This window comes from Rhodococcus sp. T7, assembly GCF_009872365.1.
In the GTDB taxonomy this organism is placed as follows: Bacteria; Actinomycetota; Actinomycetes; order Mycobacteriales; family Mycobacteriaceae; genus Rhodococcus_F.
The window spans coordinates 15,728-31,872 of record NZ_WXYH01000350.1; the positions used below are offsets into that span (position 1 = coordinate 15,728).

14 protein-coding genes are annotated in these 16,145 nt (G+C 63.6%); 5 read left to right on the top strand and 9 right to left on the bottom strand.

Annotated elements, in window-relative coordinates; all coding sequences use genetic code 11:
* Window positions 1-48: 48 nt before the first annotated feature.
* The 3 genes from MLGJGCBP_RS34430 to MLGJGCBP_RS34440 are packed head-to-tail and all read left to right on the top strand — an operon-like array spanning window position 49 to window position 2,875.
* On the top strand, window positions 49-1,200 hold the full coding sequence (locus MLGJGCBP_RS34430) for an NAD(P)-dependent alcohol dehydrogenase (protein ID WP_160101398.1): 1,152 nt from the start codon (window positions 49-51) through the stop codon (window positions 1,198-1,200).
* Between the two features lie 2 nt (window positions 1,201-1,202).
* The gene (locus tag MLGJGCBP_RS34435; RefSeq protein WP_160101400.1) at window positions 1,203-2,369 is read left to right on the top strand and encodes a phosphotransferase family protein; all 1,167 of its coding nucleotides are present in this window, start codon (window positions 1,203-1,205) and stop codon (window positions 2,367-2,369) included.
* Window positions 2,370-2,377: 8 nt separating this feature from the next.
* A complete protein-coding gene (locus MLGJGCBP_RS34440) occupies window positions 2,378-2,875 on the top strand; it encodes a hypothetical protein (RefSeq protein ID WP_160101402.1) in 498 nt (165 codons plus the stop codon).
* A gap of 101 nt (window positions 2,876-2,976) precedes the next feature.
* On the opposite strand, the gene MLGJGCBP_RS34445 is transcribed toward MLGJGCBP_RS34440, so the two are convergent.
* The 7 genes from MLGJGCBP_RS34445 to MLGJGCBP_RS34475 all read right to left on the bottom strand — a co-directional run bounded on the left by MLGJGCBP_RS34445 (window position 2,977) and on the right by MLGJGCBP_RS34475 (window position 11,042).
* The gene (locus MLGJGCBP_RS34445; protein ID WP_160101404.1) at window positions 2,977-3,852 is read right to left on the bottom strand and encodes a helix-turn-helix transcriptional regulator; all 876 of its coding nucleotides are present in this window, start codon (window positions 3,850-3,852) and stop codon (window positions 2,977-2,979) included.
* Window positions 3,853-3,862: 10 nt separating this feature from the next.
* The gene (locus MLGJGCBP_RS53855; protein WP_328799659.1) at window positions 3,863-4,984 is read right to left on the bottom strand and encodes a helix-turn-helix transcriptional regulator; all 1,122 of its coding nucleotides are present in this window, start codon (window positions 4,982-4,984) and stop codon (window positions 3,863-3,865) included.
* 67 nt (window positions 4,985-5,051) lie between these two features.
* On the bottom strand, window positions 5,052-6,509 hold the full coding sequence (locus tag MLGJGCBP_RS34455; RefSeq protein WP_160101408.1) for an aldehyde dehydrogenase: 1,458 nt from the start codon (window positions 6,507-6,509) through the stop codon (window positions 5,052-5,054).
* Window positions 6,510-6,837: 328 nt separating this feature from the next.
* Window positions 6,838-7,380, bottom strand: coding sequence for a hypothetical protein (locus tag MLGJGCBP_RS34460; protein ID WP_160101410.1), 543 nt, complete (start codon window positions 7,378-7,380; stop codon window positions 6,838-6,840).
* Complete coding sequence (locus tag MLGJGCBP_RS34465) at window positions 7,380-8,600, bottom strand: phosphotransferase family protein (protein ID WP_160101412.1); 1,221 nt, start codon at window positions 8,598-8,600, stop codon at window positions 7,380-7,382. Before MLGJGCBP_RS34465 ends, MLGJGCBP_RS34460 begins: the two co-directional genes overlap by 1 nt.
* A gap of 11 nt (window positions 8,601-8,611) precedes the next feature.
* Window positions 8,612-9,601 carry a DUF7064 domain-containing protein gene (locus tag MLGJGCBP_RS34470; protein WP_160101414.1) on the bottom strand — a complete coding sequence of 330 codons (990 nt, stop codon included), beginning with the start codon at window positions 9,599-9,601 and terminating at the stop codon, window positions 8,612-8,614.
* 49 nt (window positions 9,602-9,650) lie between these two features.
* On the bottom strand, window positions 9,651-11,042 hold the full coding sequence (locus MLGJGCBP_RS34475) for an MFS transporter (RefSeq protein ID WP_160101416.1): 1,392 nt from the start codon (window positions 11,040-11,042) through the stop codon (window positions 9,651-9,653).
* Between the two features lie 404 nt (window positions 11,043-11,446).
* On the opposite strand from MLGJGCBP_RS34475, the gene MLGJGCBP_RS34480 reads away from it, so the two are divergent.
* Entirely contained in the window at window positions 11,447-12,622 is a 1,176-nt protein-coding gene (locus MLGJGCBP_RS34480) for an IS701 family transposase (RefSeq protein WP_160101452.1), read from the top strand.
* On the opposite strand, the gene MLGJGCBP_RS34485 is transcribed toward MLGJGCBP_RS34480, so the two are convergent.
* Window positions 12,566-14,407, bottom strand: coding sequence for a PucR family transcriptional regulator (locus tag MLGJGCBP_RS34485; RefSeq protein ID WP_160101418.1), 1,842 nt, complete (start codon window positions 14,405-14,407; stop codon window positions 12,566-12,568). The two genes, MLGJGCBP_RS34480 and MLGJGCBP_RS34485, sit on opposite strands and share 57 nt — an antisense overlap.
* Window positions 14,408-14,520: 113 nt before the next feature.
* Between MLGJGCBP_RS34485 and MLGJGCBP_RS53320 the strand changes: the two genes are divergently transcribed.
* Window positions 14,521-14,643 (top strand): hypothetical protein, encoded by a 123-nt coding sequence (locus MLGJGCBP_RS53320; RefSeq protein WP_268960797.1) that lies wholly within the window; start codon window positions 14,521-14,523, stop codon window positions 14,641-14,643.
* A gap of 77 nt (window positions 14,644-14,720) precedes the next feature.
* Here the strand turns inward: MLGJGCBP_RS53320 and MLGJGCBP_RS34490 are convergent, their stop codons facing one another.
* Entirely contained in the window at window positions 14,721-16,124 is a 1,404-nt protein-coding gene (locus MLGJGCBP_RS34490; protein ID WP_160101420.1) for an MFS transporter, read from the bottom strand.
* Between the last annotated feature and the right edge of the window lie 21 nt (window positions 16,125-16,145).

Consider the following 16,145-nt stretch of genomic DNA (forward strand, 5'->3'; position numbering starts at 1 on the left):
CGTTGCGGCACGCTGTGCTGCGGGCGGTCACGAAAGGCCCCTGTCTCCATGTCTCGTTCCATCACTGCCGCGGTGGTCACCGAACCCGGCGGTCCATTCACACTTCAAGAAGTAGAACTCGCCGATCCCGGGCCTCGGGAAGTCGTGGTCGAAATTCGTGGAATCGGTTTGTGCCATACCGATCTCGCGGCGCGTGACGGCATTTTCGGGCTGAAATACCCGATGGTCCTCGGGCACGAGGGCAGCGGCGTCGTCGTGGAGGTCGGCGCGCAGGTGACCGCGGTGGAGCCTGGTGACCACGTGGCCCTCTCGTTCGCATCGTGCGGAAGTTGCAGTACGTGCGGCGACGGTCAACCCGCCTACTGTGTCGAGTTCGGCGCGCGCAACTACGGCGCCGGACTGCGCGAGGACGGCACCAGCTCGATCAACCGAGACGGTGCTCAACTCACCGCAGCGTTCTTCGGGCAGTCGTCGTTCGCAACGCATGCGCTGACGTCCGAACACAATGTCGTCAAGGTGACCGCGGATGTGCCCGTTGAGCTCGTCGGTCCGCTCGGTTGCGGCATCCAGACCGGAGCCGGCGCGGTGTTCAACAGCCTGGACTGCAGAGAGGGCGAGTCCCTGCTGGTTCTCGGTGCCGGTCCCGTCGGTCTGGCGGCAGTGATGGCGGCCGCCGTACGCGGTTGCGCAACGATCATCGTCTCGGACCCCGATTCGCGGCGCCGTTCACTCGCCTCCGACCTCGGCGCGACCGCGACGCTGGATCCCACGGACGGACCACTCGCGGAGCAGGTCCGTGCCGTCGAAGGTGCCGGAGTGGACTACGCGTTCGACACGACCGGCGTCCCCGAAGTGGTGGAGGAGGCCCTCGGGGCTCTCGCGCCGCTCGGGACCCTCGGCTTGGTAGGGGTGCCGCACGACATGGCGGCCACCCTGCCGCTGCCCATCGTCCCGGCCATGGTGGCCGGTTTGACCGTGCGGGGCATCACCGAGGGTGACAGCGATCCCCGCACCTTTATCCCTTATCTGATCGACCTCTACCGAGCAGGCCAATTCCCATTCGACCGACTCATCGCGACGTTTCCGTTCGCCGACATCGAGTCCGCTGTCCAGGCACAACAGCGTGGTGACGTGGCGAAGGTGGTCCTGCTGCACAACGGATCGGCGGCCACGCCGTCGACCTACGAGACAGGAGCATGACCATGGTGGCAACAACAGATTCTGCCCGTTCCACCGGACGGGTGGAGCCCACGATCGACACCGTGCTGCGCCGAAAGATGGAACGGCGGGGGACGGTAACTCACGAGCAGCCCGTCATTGACGCAGTGTCGGCTCGGTTGCACGAATTTCTCTCCCGCCGGATCGATGGCGACTTCCGGATCGACGGCATCGCCCGACTCGCCGGGGGTGCATCGAAGGAACAGTTCGTCTTCGGCCTGGACTGGGAACAGAACGGGCGGCGGTTGCAGGACCGGATGGTGCTGCGCATGGATCCCCCGGGGTCGATGGTGGAGACACCGCGGCTTCGGGAGTTCGAGGTTCTGCACATGCTCGACGGTGTCATCCCCGTGCCCCGGGCGTACTGGGCTACTGACGATGCGACCGAGCTCGGCGCCCCATCGATGATCTGCGGCTATGTTCCGGGATCCGCTAGTGCGGCCGGTGCGTTGAAGACGGCCTCCGGGCTCGGGACGGTCTACGGGGCGCGATTGCGCCCGGTCCTGGGACCTCAGTTCGTTCGGCATCTGGCCCAACTGCATCGGTTCGACTGGAGCGACCACGATCTTCCGTCCTTCGAGCGTCCACGAGTCGGGTCGACCGACGCAATCGATTGGCGATTGGCAGCGACCGATCGTGCGTGGCGAGAAGACGCTTTCGAGGCGCATCCGGTGATCGCTCTGACCCAGCAGTGGCTGTGGGACCGACGACCGGCCGTCGACCACGTCTCGGTGGTGCATGGTGACTACCGAAATGGCAACTTCCTCTTCGACGAGGACTCCGGCGAGATCACCGCGCTGTTGGACTGGGAACTCACCTATCTCGGTGACCGCCATCATGATTTGGCCTACGCGATGATGGAGGGGTGGGGTGAGCACGATCCGGCGACGGGACAGTTCTACTGTTCGGCGTTGGTGACCCCGGACGAGATGATCGCGGAGTACGAGCAGATTTCCGGTCTGTCGGTGGATTCCGAACGACTGGAGTACTACACGGTCGTCAACATGTACTGGGCCGCGGTTGCTTTGATCGGCACCGGGCCGAGAAACGCGGCCGAGCGCCTGACCCACCTGGATGCGATGCAAACGTTCCTCGGCGGGCTCGGCGCGTTCTATCTCGATCAGTTGCTGACCATCGTCGGCAAGGACTAGGAGCCCCCATGATTCCTACTGTGGCACAGCAGATCGGCGCTGTCAGAACCACGATCGCAAAGACGGTCCTACCGGCGCTCGATCCGAACGACTCGTTCGCCGCGGAGCAGGCGGGACTTGTGCTTGCTTGCCTGGACTGGGTGCTGGATGTGCATCAGTTCGAGTACCCGTACGAGCGGGCAGAGCATACAGAAAATCGGAACACACTCAGTGCCTTGGCCGATATGGATCCGCAGATTGCCGATCAGGTACAGGAATTGCTCATCGAGACAGCTTCCTCTCCGTCTGATCTGGTTCATATGCGGGAGCAGGTGCGCCGACTGAAAGAGGCAGTCGCGCGGAGCTATCAGGTACTCGCTGCCGCCGGATCGCCCCTCACGGCCGCGGCCCGCCGCACACTGGCTGACGCTGCCGCGCGACAGGTGGCGCGGGAGCTTGCGTGGTGCCGGATGACGGGCTTCCCCCGCGGTGAGGTGCCGAATATTTCCGAGGTAGTCGCGACCTGAGCACGTCGCCGGCGGCAGATTCGATAGGACCGTCCACTTGACGGGAGTCAACGATGGTGGAGAGGAGGCGGATCCGGCCTAACCAGTCGGATCCGCCGCAATTACTGTTCTTGGATCGGCGGGTCGGTATCAAAGCGAGCGATGAGTTCGGCCCGGTTGGCGACGCCGCACTTACGCAGAACCTTTTTCACATGGGAGCGCACCGTCTCCACGGAGACGACCAGATCGGTCGCAATCGCAGCGTTCGAGGAACCGGTCAGCATCAACTCGAGGATCTCGCGCTCTCGGATGGTCAGGGCCTGGACGACCCCGGACGAGGGCGGGACCTGGGTTGACGCGAGGGGAGGAGAGGGCATCTCGGGTGCTGAATAGTCACGGCCCCAAAGCATGTGTAGGAGATCGCGCTGACGGTGGCGCCGCCGATCCAGGGCAGCGCACTCGAAGGCAGTGCCGACCAGTCCCGCGTAGGAGATCAGGGCATCGACGACCGGGACAGCGGGCGTTGCCCCGACGCGGATTACGGCCGCGGGTCTGCCGTCGATGTCAACGCGAAACACCATGAACTCCGCTCGAGGAAATACCGTAGGGATACCGGCAGACCCCGGGCCGGCAAACGCGGAGGGGAGTCGGAAGGGTGCGGGAAGCGGGAGACCCGGCGCGGCGCGCAGAGGGGTCGCGTGTAGTCCGTCGAGTTCGGAGAACACTACGTTGTCGCACTCGGCGATACCGGCGGCACCAGGGCAGATCGCGCAGACAACATCCTCGACGGTAGTGGCTCGCTGCAGGGTGGTCGCGGCCGAATGGAACGCCTTCGCTACGGCCTCCATACGGTCGAGCTCCGCGGACTGGGTCCGGTCGCGGCGCTCGATCAGGTCGGCAAGCCGGATCCCAGCCTCACGGGGATCGGCCGTAGAACCTGAGGTGAGCTCGGCCAGGATGCGGTCGATCTCGACAGTCATAGCTTCATGGGGTGCCATTCGATTCTCCTCAGCACCGGCCCCGCCCTTGGCGGTGCGATTTCCTGTACAGGGCAGCCGCTTCGGCGCGAGTGGACACAGCTAGTTTGCGATAGATCCGTTGAATATGAGACTTCACGGTTCCTTCGGAGACGAACAGTGCCCGCGCGATGTCGGCGGAGGGGGCGCCGTGGGCGACGAACTCGAAGATCTCATGTTCCCGGGCAGTCAGTGAGGTGCAGTGCAGGGCTCGGACGGGGCCGTCCGAGCAATCGGGTCGTTCGGATTCGGTGCCGAGTGCTTCAGCGAGGCTGAGCTGGGTCTGCTCGAGCTCATCGAGGGCGGTCCGCATCGCCGTGATCTCCTCGGCGACCCGATGGTTACGGGTCACGATCGCTGATCTGAGTGTCTCGTGCTCCTCGGTCAGCGCGCACACCGTGGCTGCGGCCCGCAACGTCATCATGTCGGTTTCGTCGACGTCAACGTCGTGGTGATCCGCGTGGAGCAGTGCAGTCACACGGCCAGCCGAAACAACCGGCACTGCGAGATAGCCTCGCGGACGGGATAATTCGACGAGCGGACGGTAGGTGTTCCGATAAACGTCGATCGAATCGACAGCGATCGCGCGTCCGCTTCGCATTACCTCCTCCTCACGTGGCGCCGCCCCGGGCGGAAGGGATAAGGTTTCTATCGCCCGACGCAAGGGGGTGAACGAGTCTCCCAGTTCGGGGTGAATCGCGATTGTGGTCGGCGACCACCCGGAACTCGAGGCTGGTGAGTACACAGATTTCCTGAAGCCCAAGTCCTGGCACAGTCGATCGGTCACAATGTAGGGGCGCTCGACCCACGACGCCCCGCGCAGTTGCGCGAGCAACGACCGGAGCCCGGTGAACCGGGAACTGTGGTCCGCGATTCTTCGTGCTTGGTGTCGTCGCCGGATTTCCTCGAGTTCGGTGAGAAGCTCAGCAGCACTGCGAAGTTCGTGACCGTCACCTCCGGAACGCAGAAGTGAGAGAAGGGCCTGACGGGTCCATTCGAGGGTGAGCGAATCCTCGGCGGCCTGCTCCGTCAGCCGTGCTGCGGCTCGGCTGTCGCCGCTCCGGACCGCAAGGTCGAACAAGAAGGTGAGCCGGTGATCGTGTGAGTGTGTCATCGAATTTCCTCAGGTCCTGTGCCACGCGCGACCGCGTGGTCCGCACGTTCACCGGGCGGCGGTGCGATCAGGCGCTTGCCGCGGGAAGGTAGACGGTCTTGAGTGTGCGGAACGCGTCCAGGCCCTCGGGGCCGAGTTCACGGCCCAGCCCGCTGGCTTTGACACCACCGAATGGGGCGTGCGGGTCGTTCGAGTAGTGGTTGACGCCGATCGTGCCCGAGCGGATTCGACGGGCGACGGCGGTAGCTCGTTCGACGTCCGCGGACCACACCGTGCCGCCGAGCCCGTAGTCACTGTCGTTCGCGATGGCGATCGCTTCGGCCTCGTCCTCGTAGGGAATAACCGTCAGCACTGGGCCGAAGATTTCCTCGCGGGCAATCGTCGCCGAGTTGGTGACGTCGGCGAAGACCGTGGGCTCGACGAACCATCCCTGATCGAGGCCTGCGATCCGCCCGCCGCCGGTCGTCAGACGGGCCCCTTCTGCGATCCCCTTCGCAATGTAACCCTCTACGCGGTCACGCTGCCTTTCGGATACCAGCGGGCCGATCTTGGTGCTCGGGTCGAGCGGATCTCCGATCGACAGAGATCGTGCGAGGTCGGTGATGGTGTCGACAATCTCGCCGTACCGGGAGCGCGGCGCGAGAACACGAGTGTTGAGCCAGCAGATCTGGCCGTTGTTGAGGAACGTGACGCCGAAGAAGTCCTCGATCGACGAGGCCAGGTCGGCGTCGTCGAGGACAACCGCCGCGGACTTGCCGCCGAGTTCGAGCGTGACCGGGCGCAACAGACGTCCGCACGTTTCGGCAATGGCACGGCCGGCGCCGGTGGAACCGGTGAACGAAACCTTGTCGACGCCTGGATGCGAGACAAGGTAGGCGCCGAGATCCCGGCCGCCCGGGACGATGTTGAGCACCCCGGCAGGTAGCCCGGCAGCGTGCGCCGCCTCCGCGACGAGGAAGGCGTCAAGCACTGTCTCCTCGGCCGGCTTGAGCACGACGGTGCATCCGGCGGCCAGCGCGGGGGCGATCTTGAGGAAGGAGATGGCCTGGGGAACGTTCCACGGCACGATCGCTGCGACGACACCGACCGCTTCGCGGGTCACGATCGCGGACCCACCCAGCATCCCGGGGCGGACCTCTTCGGCGGGTTCGGCGGTGGTCAGGCCGGCGTAGTAACGCACAAGTATGGGCGGGAACCCGCCCTCGAACTGGTCGGCGAGCCAGATCGGCATGCCGTTCTGCAGAGATACGCGCCGTGCTGTCTCCGGGCTACGGGACTCGAGTTCCTCGGCAAACCGTTCGAGGACCTTGCTGCGATCCGCGGGATCCCAAGCGGCCCAGCCGGTCGGATCATCGAAGGCTGCGCGAGCGGCCGCGACCGCGGCATCGATGTCGGTCTCCACGGCCCGTGGGACGGACCCGACTGTGCTGCCGTCGGCTGGGGAGTGCACGGTGATCGTCGCAGCGGACCGTGGGGTTGCCCACTCCCCACCGATGTACAGCTCGGAGTAGTCAATTGTGCTCATGGTCCTCCTCGGGCGAAGCCGCCGGAACCGGCGGAGAAACCCTCACGATGAGGGACAGGGCAACCTTGCTGGACGGCGACATTTGGATCAACAATTTTCGTTGGTTCCGGGCAAAGATCACCCAGAAGGAGTACTCCCTACCACCCACTTCGGCCCGGACGGACCGTTGCCGACGCGGATGAGTAGTGGCGGGGTATCACCGCCTCCGTTTGGTCTAATGTTAAATCCATATTAACCCTGTGGCAAGAGGCGCCCTCTCGGTGAGCCGACACGACGCGGACGGCGAACCTGGGCTCCGCATTCGGAGGATGAAGAGCCCAGGACCGCCCTATTGCGCGGCTGCGCAGGATCTCCCTGCCAGGAAATCATCGACGCTCCGGACACGATCCCGGCTGGACTCGAACCCGAACGGTGCGTACCACGATCGCTGGAACGCGAGGAGCTCGCGCGAGGATTCGACAACCCACCGGCCCAGCTCTTGGCGAACCTCGTCCGGAAGCGTTTCGTCCCGTACAACGGCGCTTACGGCCGCGGCGAGTGTGGCGCCCTGCTCGAGGAGTTCGGTGGTGCCCGTGGACGCGGCGTCGCGTGCAACCCGTGCAGCATCGACCTGCTTGGGCAGGTCGCCGACCGCAGCACCGACTGTTGCGGAGAGGCGCGTCAGCACACCCTCGGCCATCTGGAGATATTCGCCCAGTTCGAAGCGGGACCGTTCGTGGATCCGGTAGATCCGCGTACGCAGGAACTCCAGGTAGTCGGCGACGAGGGGCAGTTGCTCGGAGGCGAGCGGGTCATTCGGGTCCACGGCCGGTGCGACCGAGTCGAGGAGTGACTTGCGCAGGGCACCGAGAGTATTGCGCGAGTGGTCCATCAGAGCACCTCGCTCAGTAGGGTGTTCAGTTCGTCTGCAGCGACCGCGGCCATGCCCTTGACCCGGCACAGGACGACATCTTGATGGGATTTGCCGAGCTTGGCGACACGGTGCGCCGAGGCCAGGGTGGATACGACGATTTGGTAGGCGTTGAGAATCTTGTAGAAGGTGATCTTGTCCGGATCCACCGGTAGCCCGGTGGCCTGTTCGTACCGTCGGTAGAAGTCACCTTCAGGGATGAGTCCGCACACAAGGTAGTGGTCGAGTTCGTCGAAGTGACCGAACGTGGACTGCGTGGTCCAGGCAAGGTCTCGGTGCCGGTCACCGAGATGACCGCGTTCCCAGTCGAGCCAGGCGGTGATCTCGAGGGTGGATTCGTCGTAGAGGAAGTTTCCGCTGCGGTAATCGCCGTGAACGATGCCGACATGATCGAGGACGGGCAAGTGGTGGCGCATCCATTGTTCGGCCACGTCCATCAGCGGCAGGTCGGTCGCCCGGTCTTCTTCCCACGTGCGCCGGGCTTGGTTGAGCAGCCATCGTGCCGCGTCGTCGGTCCCGACCCGGGGTTGCGCAAGGCTGGTGAACGTCGCTGCGGACAGATCGAAGGTGTGAAGGGCAGCCAGGTAGGACAGAAACTGCTCGGCGAGTGGTTCGCGGGCATCGACTCCGAAATTTGTGCCCAGTCCGCTGATCTTCCCGGTGATGGTCGCCGACGGTTTGGTGATCCCGGAGACGTACGAGTAGATCAGTGCGGGTTCGGGAAAGAACTCTCCGTCGACGTCGATGAAGTACGGCCGTGGGACGGGAATTGTGTCCCGCACGGCGTCGACGAGTTCGAACTCGCGTAGCCGGCTGGTGGCATTCGACCCTTCGGCAGGGTCCATCCGGACCACCATCCGCTCACTCGTCCACGTATCGGACTTCTTGCGGTGCAGGGTGAAGCCCATCTGGATCTTGGACACACCACCGGTGAACCATCGAGCGTCCGACACTCGGAAGGGTCCATCGACGCGAGTGGAGAGGAACGACTCGACGCACCGAACGAACTCGTCGAGGTCCATCCGCCGGTAGGGGCCGAGTGCGCGCCGCTTCATCTTGCGTGTCAGTGTCCGATCCACTTCGGGTTCGGTCGGGTAGAGCCTTCGCAGATGTTCGATCTGTGTATCGGTGGGGTCGTCGGCCCAGTCCCGGTCGGGCAGGGGAAGAGTTGCTGTGGTCATGAGGTTCGCTCCTACTTCAACCGGCCGTGGCGGGACATCCGCTCGGCCATGTAGTCCAGGCCGAAGATGTCGCCCATCTCGCCGTAACCGACGGCGGAGCCGCGCTCGTAGCGGAACAACGACTGGTAGCAGACGTGGGACGGGTTGAACGTGTACCACGGGTGGCCGGCGATCGCGCTGCCGAAGAACTCGTACTTCTTGCCGCGGACGTCGGTGGCTGTGACGTGGTTGCTGAACGCGAGCATGTCGACGCGCTCGGCCTGGATTGTTCCGTCGACCAGGCCGTGGACCTCACCCTGGTCTACGACGTACCCGAAGCGGATCTTGTCGTAGAACACCTGGCCTCGTTCGATCCGCATCGGCACCGCCATGTGCATGGCGAAGTCCTCACCGAAGTTGATCGAGACCCAGGAGACTGAGCGGGTGCCGATTTCGGTGCGGGGGCCCCAGCTGTGGTCCATCCCCTCGTAGGACTCGACCTGGTAGGTCTTTCCCCGTAGTTCCAGCTCGCCGCGGATCCGGCCTTTGACCTCGAAATGGCCGTTTTCCCACTCGTCACCCTTGCGGGCGTCGTCCGAAGAGGCGAGGTCATGCTCGAGGAGTGGGTTCTGATCGGGGTCGTGTGGGTCGAACGGGTCATGCAATCCTTCGAAGGTGAGATCGAAACTCGCTGCGCCGAGTGCGTTCTTGTATTGCATGCGGTAGTTGCGCGGACCGTCCGAGGAGACGGTCAATCCGTTGTCCAGGGAGTAGTTGCTGAACGACTCGGGGCAGGGGAGGTGCATCTGGGGGTCGGTGAAGTCGACTTCGTAGGGTTGGCGGCAGAAGCCCTGGCCCAGGATCACCGAGGACAGGGTGACGCCGAGGTTCGGACGGGCCAGCACGTAGGCGTTTCCGAAGATTGCTGCTTCGGGTACGGAGATGATCAGGACCGTGGTTTCGGTCCAGGTCCGATCGGTGAGGTCGCGGGGGTGGAATTCGGTGTCGGTGTAGTTGATCACAGTGGTTCCTCGTGTGTGGAGTCAGTTGGGTCTGATGTGGTCAGTGAATTCAGTCGTGTTGTAGTTGTGCGGTTTTCGTGCTCGTTGGTGTCGTCGTGGGAAGAGTCTTCGAGATAGCGATCATGAGGATGCCCCCGATGCCCAGCACGATCGCGCCGACGAGGAAGGACAGCCGATTGCCGGCATCGCCGGGGAACGCATCGCGGATGATGCCGAACATGTACGGCGAGACGAATCCTCCGATGTTGCCGATGCTGCTGATCAATGCGATTCCGGAGGCGGCGGCCGCGCCGGAGACGACCTTCGGTGCGGTGGTCCAGAACGTTGGAATGGTGGCCATCGCGCCGACGGTGCCGACGCAGATCGCGATGGCGGCGACGACCGGATTCGACGATACGGTGGCGGCGGCGACCACCCATCCGCTCGCGCCGATAAGAGTGGGAACGGAGAAGTGCCACATGCGTTCCTGGGTTCGGTCCGAGCTCCGGGAGATCAGGACCATGGCGATTCCGGTAAAGATGTACGGTACTGCCGCGATGTAGCCGATGCCGATCGTGCCGATGGTACCGCCGGTCATCTCCTTGATGATCGACGGAAGGAAGAAGCCCATGAGATAGATGGGTACGACCATCGAGAAGTACACGACCGAGAGCATGAGCACCCGGTAGTTCTTCAGTCCGTCCGTCCACGAGGAATGTCGGGCTCCGTCCCCTGTGGTATCGGGGCTCTCGCGGCGAATCGTGTCGGTAATCCACTGCGCCTCAGAGGTGTCGAGCCATCGTGCGTCGCTGGGCTCGTTCGGAAGGAATTTGAGGATGACGGCGGCGAGCACCAGGCAGGGCAGTCCTTCGGCGATGAACATGAACTGCCATCCCGTGAAGCCCCAGGGGTGGAACGACATGAGAGTGCTTGTGAGGGGGGAGCCGATGGCCGAGGCGACCGGGATGGCAAGGAAGAACAGTCCGAGGATTCGTCCCCGGTTCGCCGACGGTACCCACCGGGTCAGGTAGTAGACCACGCCGGGGAGTAGGCCTGCTTCGGCGGCGCCGAGGAGGAACCGCATCCCATAGAACATCCAGAGGTTGTCGACCAAGGACATCAGTGCGGTGATCAGTCCCCAGGTCACCATGATCCGGGCAATCCAGATCCGGGCGCCGACTCGGTGGAGTGCGATGTTGCTCGGGACCTCGAAAAGCACGTACGCGATGAAGAAGATGCCGGCGCCGAGACCGAATGCGGCTTCGGTGAGGCCGAGGTCCGCCTGCATCTCGAGTTTGGCAACGCCGATGTTCGTGCGGTCCACGTAGCTGAGGAGTGCTCCGAGGAACAACATGGGAACGATCCGGAGCGCGATCTTTCGGGAAACTGCGGATTCCAGATTCTCGGTGGGCGAGCCGGGTGTCTGCACGGCGGTGTTCAGCCGATGTTTATCCATGGTCATCTGAACCTTCTGAGGATGGATCGCGGAGGGGTTGGTGTCCCAGCGGGAAGTGACGACGTCACCGCGAACCATAAGAACGCTCCGGGGTGGAGGACAATGACATGCCAGGTTGCGGCTGACATGACGGGTGCGCGCAGACTGTCCGGTCCGACAGCGATGTGCTGAAGCACGGTGGTTCATCCGTGGGTGATCTGGTAGTGGGCATGTTCTGGAATAGGCCCGAAGATCGACGATTATTGCCGAAGTACAGGTGTCTCGCGATTCCCGTGGTGAGCGAGAGCACAATTTCGCCCATATCGGTGACCACAGTCACTGTAAACGGGGGGACTTCCGGAACTGCTCACGATGTACTACAACGACATATTGTGACAAACAACGGGAATCGAGCCAGATCGGCCGCCGATATCGGGGGCCGCGATCTGTCGCCGGGGCTCGCTGTCTTCTGCGCCCACTTCGCGCACCGATTCCTCCGTGTCGAACCGCGTCGACGAATGTCGGCCTACATCCGCGGGTTGGTGAGCGGCGGCGAACGCAAGAACGGGTGGGTCCAGGCCGAATCGGCGGGTGAGGCCGGCCCGGAAGGCATGCAGCGGTTGTTGAACGCGGCGACGTGGGACGAAGACGGCGTCCGTGACGACGTGCGTGAGGTGGTTGTCGGGGCGATCGGCGACATCTGGCAGGGGCGGTTGATAGTGGGTCAGACGCCTTTTCTGAAGCGAGGGAGTCGATCCGCCGGGGTGACCACCAGGATCTCGGAGGAAACCGGGAGACACGAGAACGCTCAAATCGGTGTCTTTCTGGCGTACGCGTCCGAAGCGGGATGTGGCCTGATCGACCGCGAGCTCTACCTACCGCAAGAGTGGACGGACAACAGGGGTCGATGTCGCGGGGCTGGTGTCGACGACTCGGTGGGTTACCGGAGCCCGTCAGAGCTGGCTCAGGTGATGATCGGTCGGGCTCTCGACGCGGATGTGCCGTTCGGGTGGGTGACGGCCGGTGTTTGCCATGGACGGTCGGAGCAACTGCGGAGTTGGCTGGAGGAACGCGGCGTGCCGCATGTGGTCGAGGTTCCAGGCGAGTGCCGGGTTGCCACTGCAAACCTGCAGGTCCGTCCTGCATCGGAGGTGATCGACGAACTGTCGGAATCGGTGTGGCACCGTCTCAGTCACCTCGACGATGTCGCAGGTCTTCGTGTCCGGGACTGGGCGGCGGTGGACCTGTACAGATCGGGACGGCAACACGGGAACTGGCTGCTCGCCGGTCGATCGATCACCGACCCGTCCGATGTCAGCTATCACCTGTGCTTCGGTCCGATCGGCAGCATCCTGTCGGAGCTTGCTCGCATTGCAGACGGTCGGCGGGCAATCGACGAATGCGTTCGATCGGCGCGCCTCGAGTCCGGGCTCTCGGACTATCAAGTCCGGGGGTACCGGCCGTGGTACCGGCACATCACGTTGGCGATGGTGGCATCGGCGTACCAGTTGATCCTGCGCGGAAAGAATGCGGACCGGGGTGAAGACGGCTTATCCCGCATTCGGCCGGTTCGCTCCCGGCCGAATGCGGTCGCACCCTGGTGGTGAGACGGCAGTGCCAGTGCGGTCTCCGACGGCGTGGTCGAGACCCATCTCGCCCTCCTCGCGTCGGTCGAGGACGGCGAGTGCGGGGTGGCCCTGAAAGCGAAGTACGAGAAGTGCGGTCTGGATGCTCAATTGGTCCGCTGCATTTCCCACGACGTCGAGGCCGATCATGGCCCGAACGCGCGAGAGGCGTAGCCGCACCGTGTTCTCGTGCACGCCGAGCTGGTGTGCGGCACCGCGTGGGCTGCGACCGGTGTCGAACCAGCACTGCAGAGTGCGCAGTAAGTCGGCGCAGCCGGGATCGTCGACCAGGATGGGGCCGAGGACATCGTCGGCGTAATGTCGCAGGGCCGCAACGTCACCGTTCGCCAGAAATACACGAGCCGGCCCAAGATCGTCGACCGAGAGAATTCGGTGCGTCGACCGTTCCGAGAAACGGTCCATACATTTCACGACTTCGCGTGCCTCACGGTACGCACGGGAGAACGCAGCCGGTTCGCACACCGACGACACGCCGGCGATCAGTCCTGGCGGCGGGCACAATTCGGCAGTCGCCTGTGCGACCGCGGTCTTGACCCGCGACACTGACACCACCGATCCGACATCGTCCGAGGACTCCACCAGCAGAAGCAGCCCCTCCGATCCTCGAGTCGACAGCACCTCGACGCCAAGGGAATTCTCCAGATGTTCGACCATGGCATGGTCGAGACCTTCGGCCTCCCCGTCCGGCACCTGTATGAAAACGAGTACACGCTGGGCCTCCGTGTTCACGCCCAGATACTCACCGCTCGCGGCGAGATCCTCCTGGACACCCGTTCCATCGACGAGTTGTCGGGTAAGAGCAGACTTGGCGTTCCACGCGACACGAGCAATGCGCCGTTGAATCAAGAACTGGGAGCCGATACGGCGTGCACTGCGAGCCGCGGTGTACTCATCGGTGGGGCGCAGCGGCGTGGGATGCTCATCGAGCACCAGCCATCCGAAGAGCTCACCACGCTCCACAATCGGGGTGACGATCTTGCGGCGGACAAGATCTGTCGCCGGTCCGGCAGACAAAACGATGGGTTTCGGTCCCACAGTCGCGTCCGGAGGGTATGAACGGAGGATTGTTCCGAGCGAGGGCATCGAGACTCGTCCTGCGGAATGTGGGCCCGCGGCGGTGATCATTCGCTCCCGCAGGTCGAACAGAACTACGGCTTTGCCCGTCAACTCCGCGCAGACTCGGACGATCGCGGACATGGTGTCGGCGGTGGCAACGGCATCGTCGAGTCGCTCGACGACCGCGGCACGCTCGTCGGCGAGCAATCTGCCGTGCTCGAGGTCCCGCCGGCGACGTCGTTGTTCCTCGGCGTCGAGGACGGTGAGCGCTGCTGAATCGACAAGTGGGCGGAGCGCGAGCAGTGCGGTGGAGTGTTGGGTGGTGAACTCGACTCCCGGCCGTGAATCGCCGAGGAGAAGAAGGCGGACAGGCGACGATCCGGGATCGGACACGCGAAGCAGAACTACCCGGGCGAAATCAGTTTCGCGCGGGGAGACGTGCGTCAGGGCTCTGTCGGACGCGACGATCGGCTCCGTGGATGCCAACGCCCGGCGAACAAGCGGGTCTTCGGGTAGCACGCGAAGGGGCGATGAATGAGACCCGTTGTGGGGGAGGGGGATGAATACTCCACGGGCACCGTCTTCCACCAGGATGCTCGCCGTTTCGAATCCGGCCTGCGTGGCAGTGCGGATGAGAATGTCGTCGAGTAGACGTAGATGCGGGGAATTCGCGGGCAAGTGTGCAGTCATGTGTACCTCGGCCCTGCGGCGCAGCGCACAGCCGACCCATCTCGTCGGAGTAAGGACGATCGAACATCTATGTCATAGGTCTGACCATAACTATCCCCGGGAAGGTTGGCAAGATGCGGATTGTCGCAGGTCGGCGCGGCGACTCACCGGTGCGGTACACGCGGACGATCTCGGGCAGCCTGGAGCGCACGTGGCACGCGGCCGGGGCCTCGAGGAGCAGCAGCGGCGGCTTCTGACCCGCTCGTCGCTCGTCGACGCGTAGGAGAAGATGTGCCCTCCGTCAGGTTGGACACCTTCCCGGGTATGGCGCGAGCTACAGTCCGATCGTGTCGGCCGGCGCGGAGCGTTCGGGTACATCGACCGAAGGAGGCAGTGCCGGCACGTGGGCGGCGCCCTCCACCGAGTGACGCGTGTCGCTCAGTTGGCGGACGCACACTATCGCCAACGCGGTCGCGCCGGCAACCACGAAATAGATGAGGTTGTCGCTGCCCAACGCACTCAGAATAGTGCCGGCAATGAACGGACCGAGAACTCCGCCCCAGTAGCCGACCCCGAACATCAAACCCTCGCCAGTACTCCTGGCTTCGACGGGGTAGGACTGGGCGCAGACGCTGAAGAGCACCCACAGTGCGCCTTGAATAAAGAGTCCGGCGGCCATCACCGTAATCACGACGAGTGTCACGGGACCCGATAGAGCGACGCCCACTGACGAGCCTGCGCCGAGCACGCACCACAGCATCACCAAATGCCCTGCGCCCATACTCTTGTCCGCGAAGAATGCTCCGAGAAGTCCGCCCGCGATCGCCATGCACTGCAACGTCGACCCCAAGACGAATGCTGTGTTGATCCCGAGCCCGCGGTCAATCATCAGCGTCGGAGTCCATGCGGTCAGTCCGTAGGCGGCAAACATCAGTAAGAACACTGCTCCCCAGAGGAAAAGGGTGTGGGTCCGGTATGGCCGACTGAGCGGAAGTCGCCAGTCCTGTGGGACAGCATCTTCCTGTCGTCCCACCACCAAAGTCGACTGCTGGTAGGCGTCCACGTTTTCGGGACGCATCCGCGCGAGGATCGCAAAGGCTTTCTCCGTCCTTCCCTGAGCGACCAGGAACTCTGGGGATTCCGGCAGTGCGAAAAAGTAGATCGGTGCGAGTAGGACCATGATTCCGCCGAGATAGAACAACGACTGCCATCCAACCGCAGACGTCAGTGCGATGCCGAGGACGCCTGCGAGAACACCACCCAGAGAGAAGCCAGTGGCGGACAGGATGGTGAGACGATGGCGAGACCGGATCGGCATCGTCTCATTGAGATAAGCGATTCCGAGGGGAAGGAGCATTCCGATGCTCAAACCGGTGACGATCCGCAGCGCGACAAACACCTCGAAGGAATCGGCAATTGCACTTGTGGCAACACTGAGGATGCCCGAGATTGCCATTCCGGCGATAAATGTTGGTCGTCGACCGAAGCGATCTGCAATTGGCCCGTGAAGGAGCGCACCGAATGAAACACCGATAAGGCCGGACGAGACGAGCATACCGCTCTGGCCGCCGGAGAGATTCCAGGGCTCCCTGACAAACGGGAGGACGAACGAGGGCACCAGATTATTGATGCCATCGATCACGAGTCCGAGCGAGATGAGAACAATCAGGCGCCAATGGAATGGTCGGACTGTCGCCTGGGCAACTTCGTCACGCACGTCGAGTGCAATGGGGGGCATCGATTATCCGTTTCTCCGGGA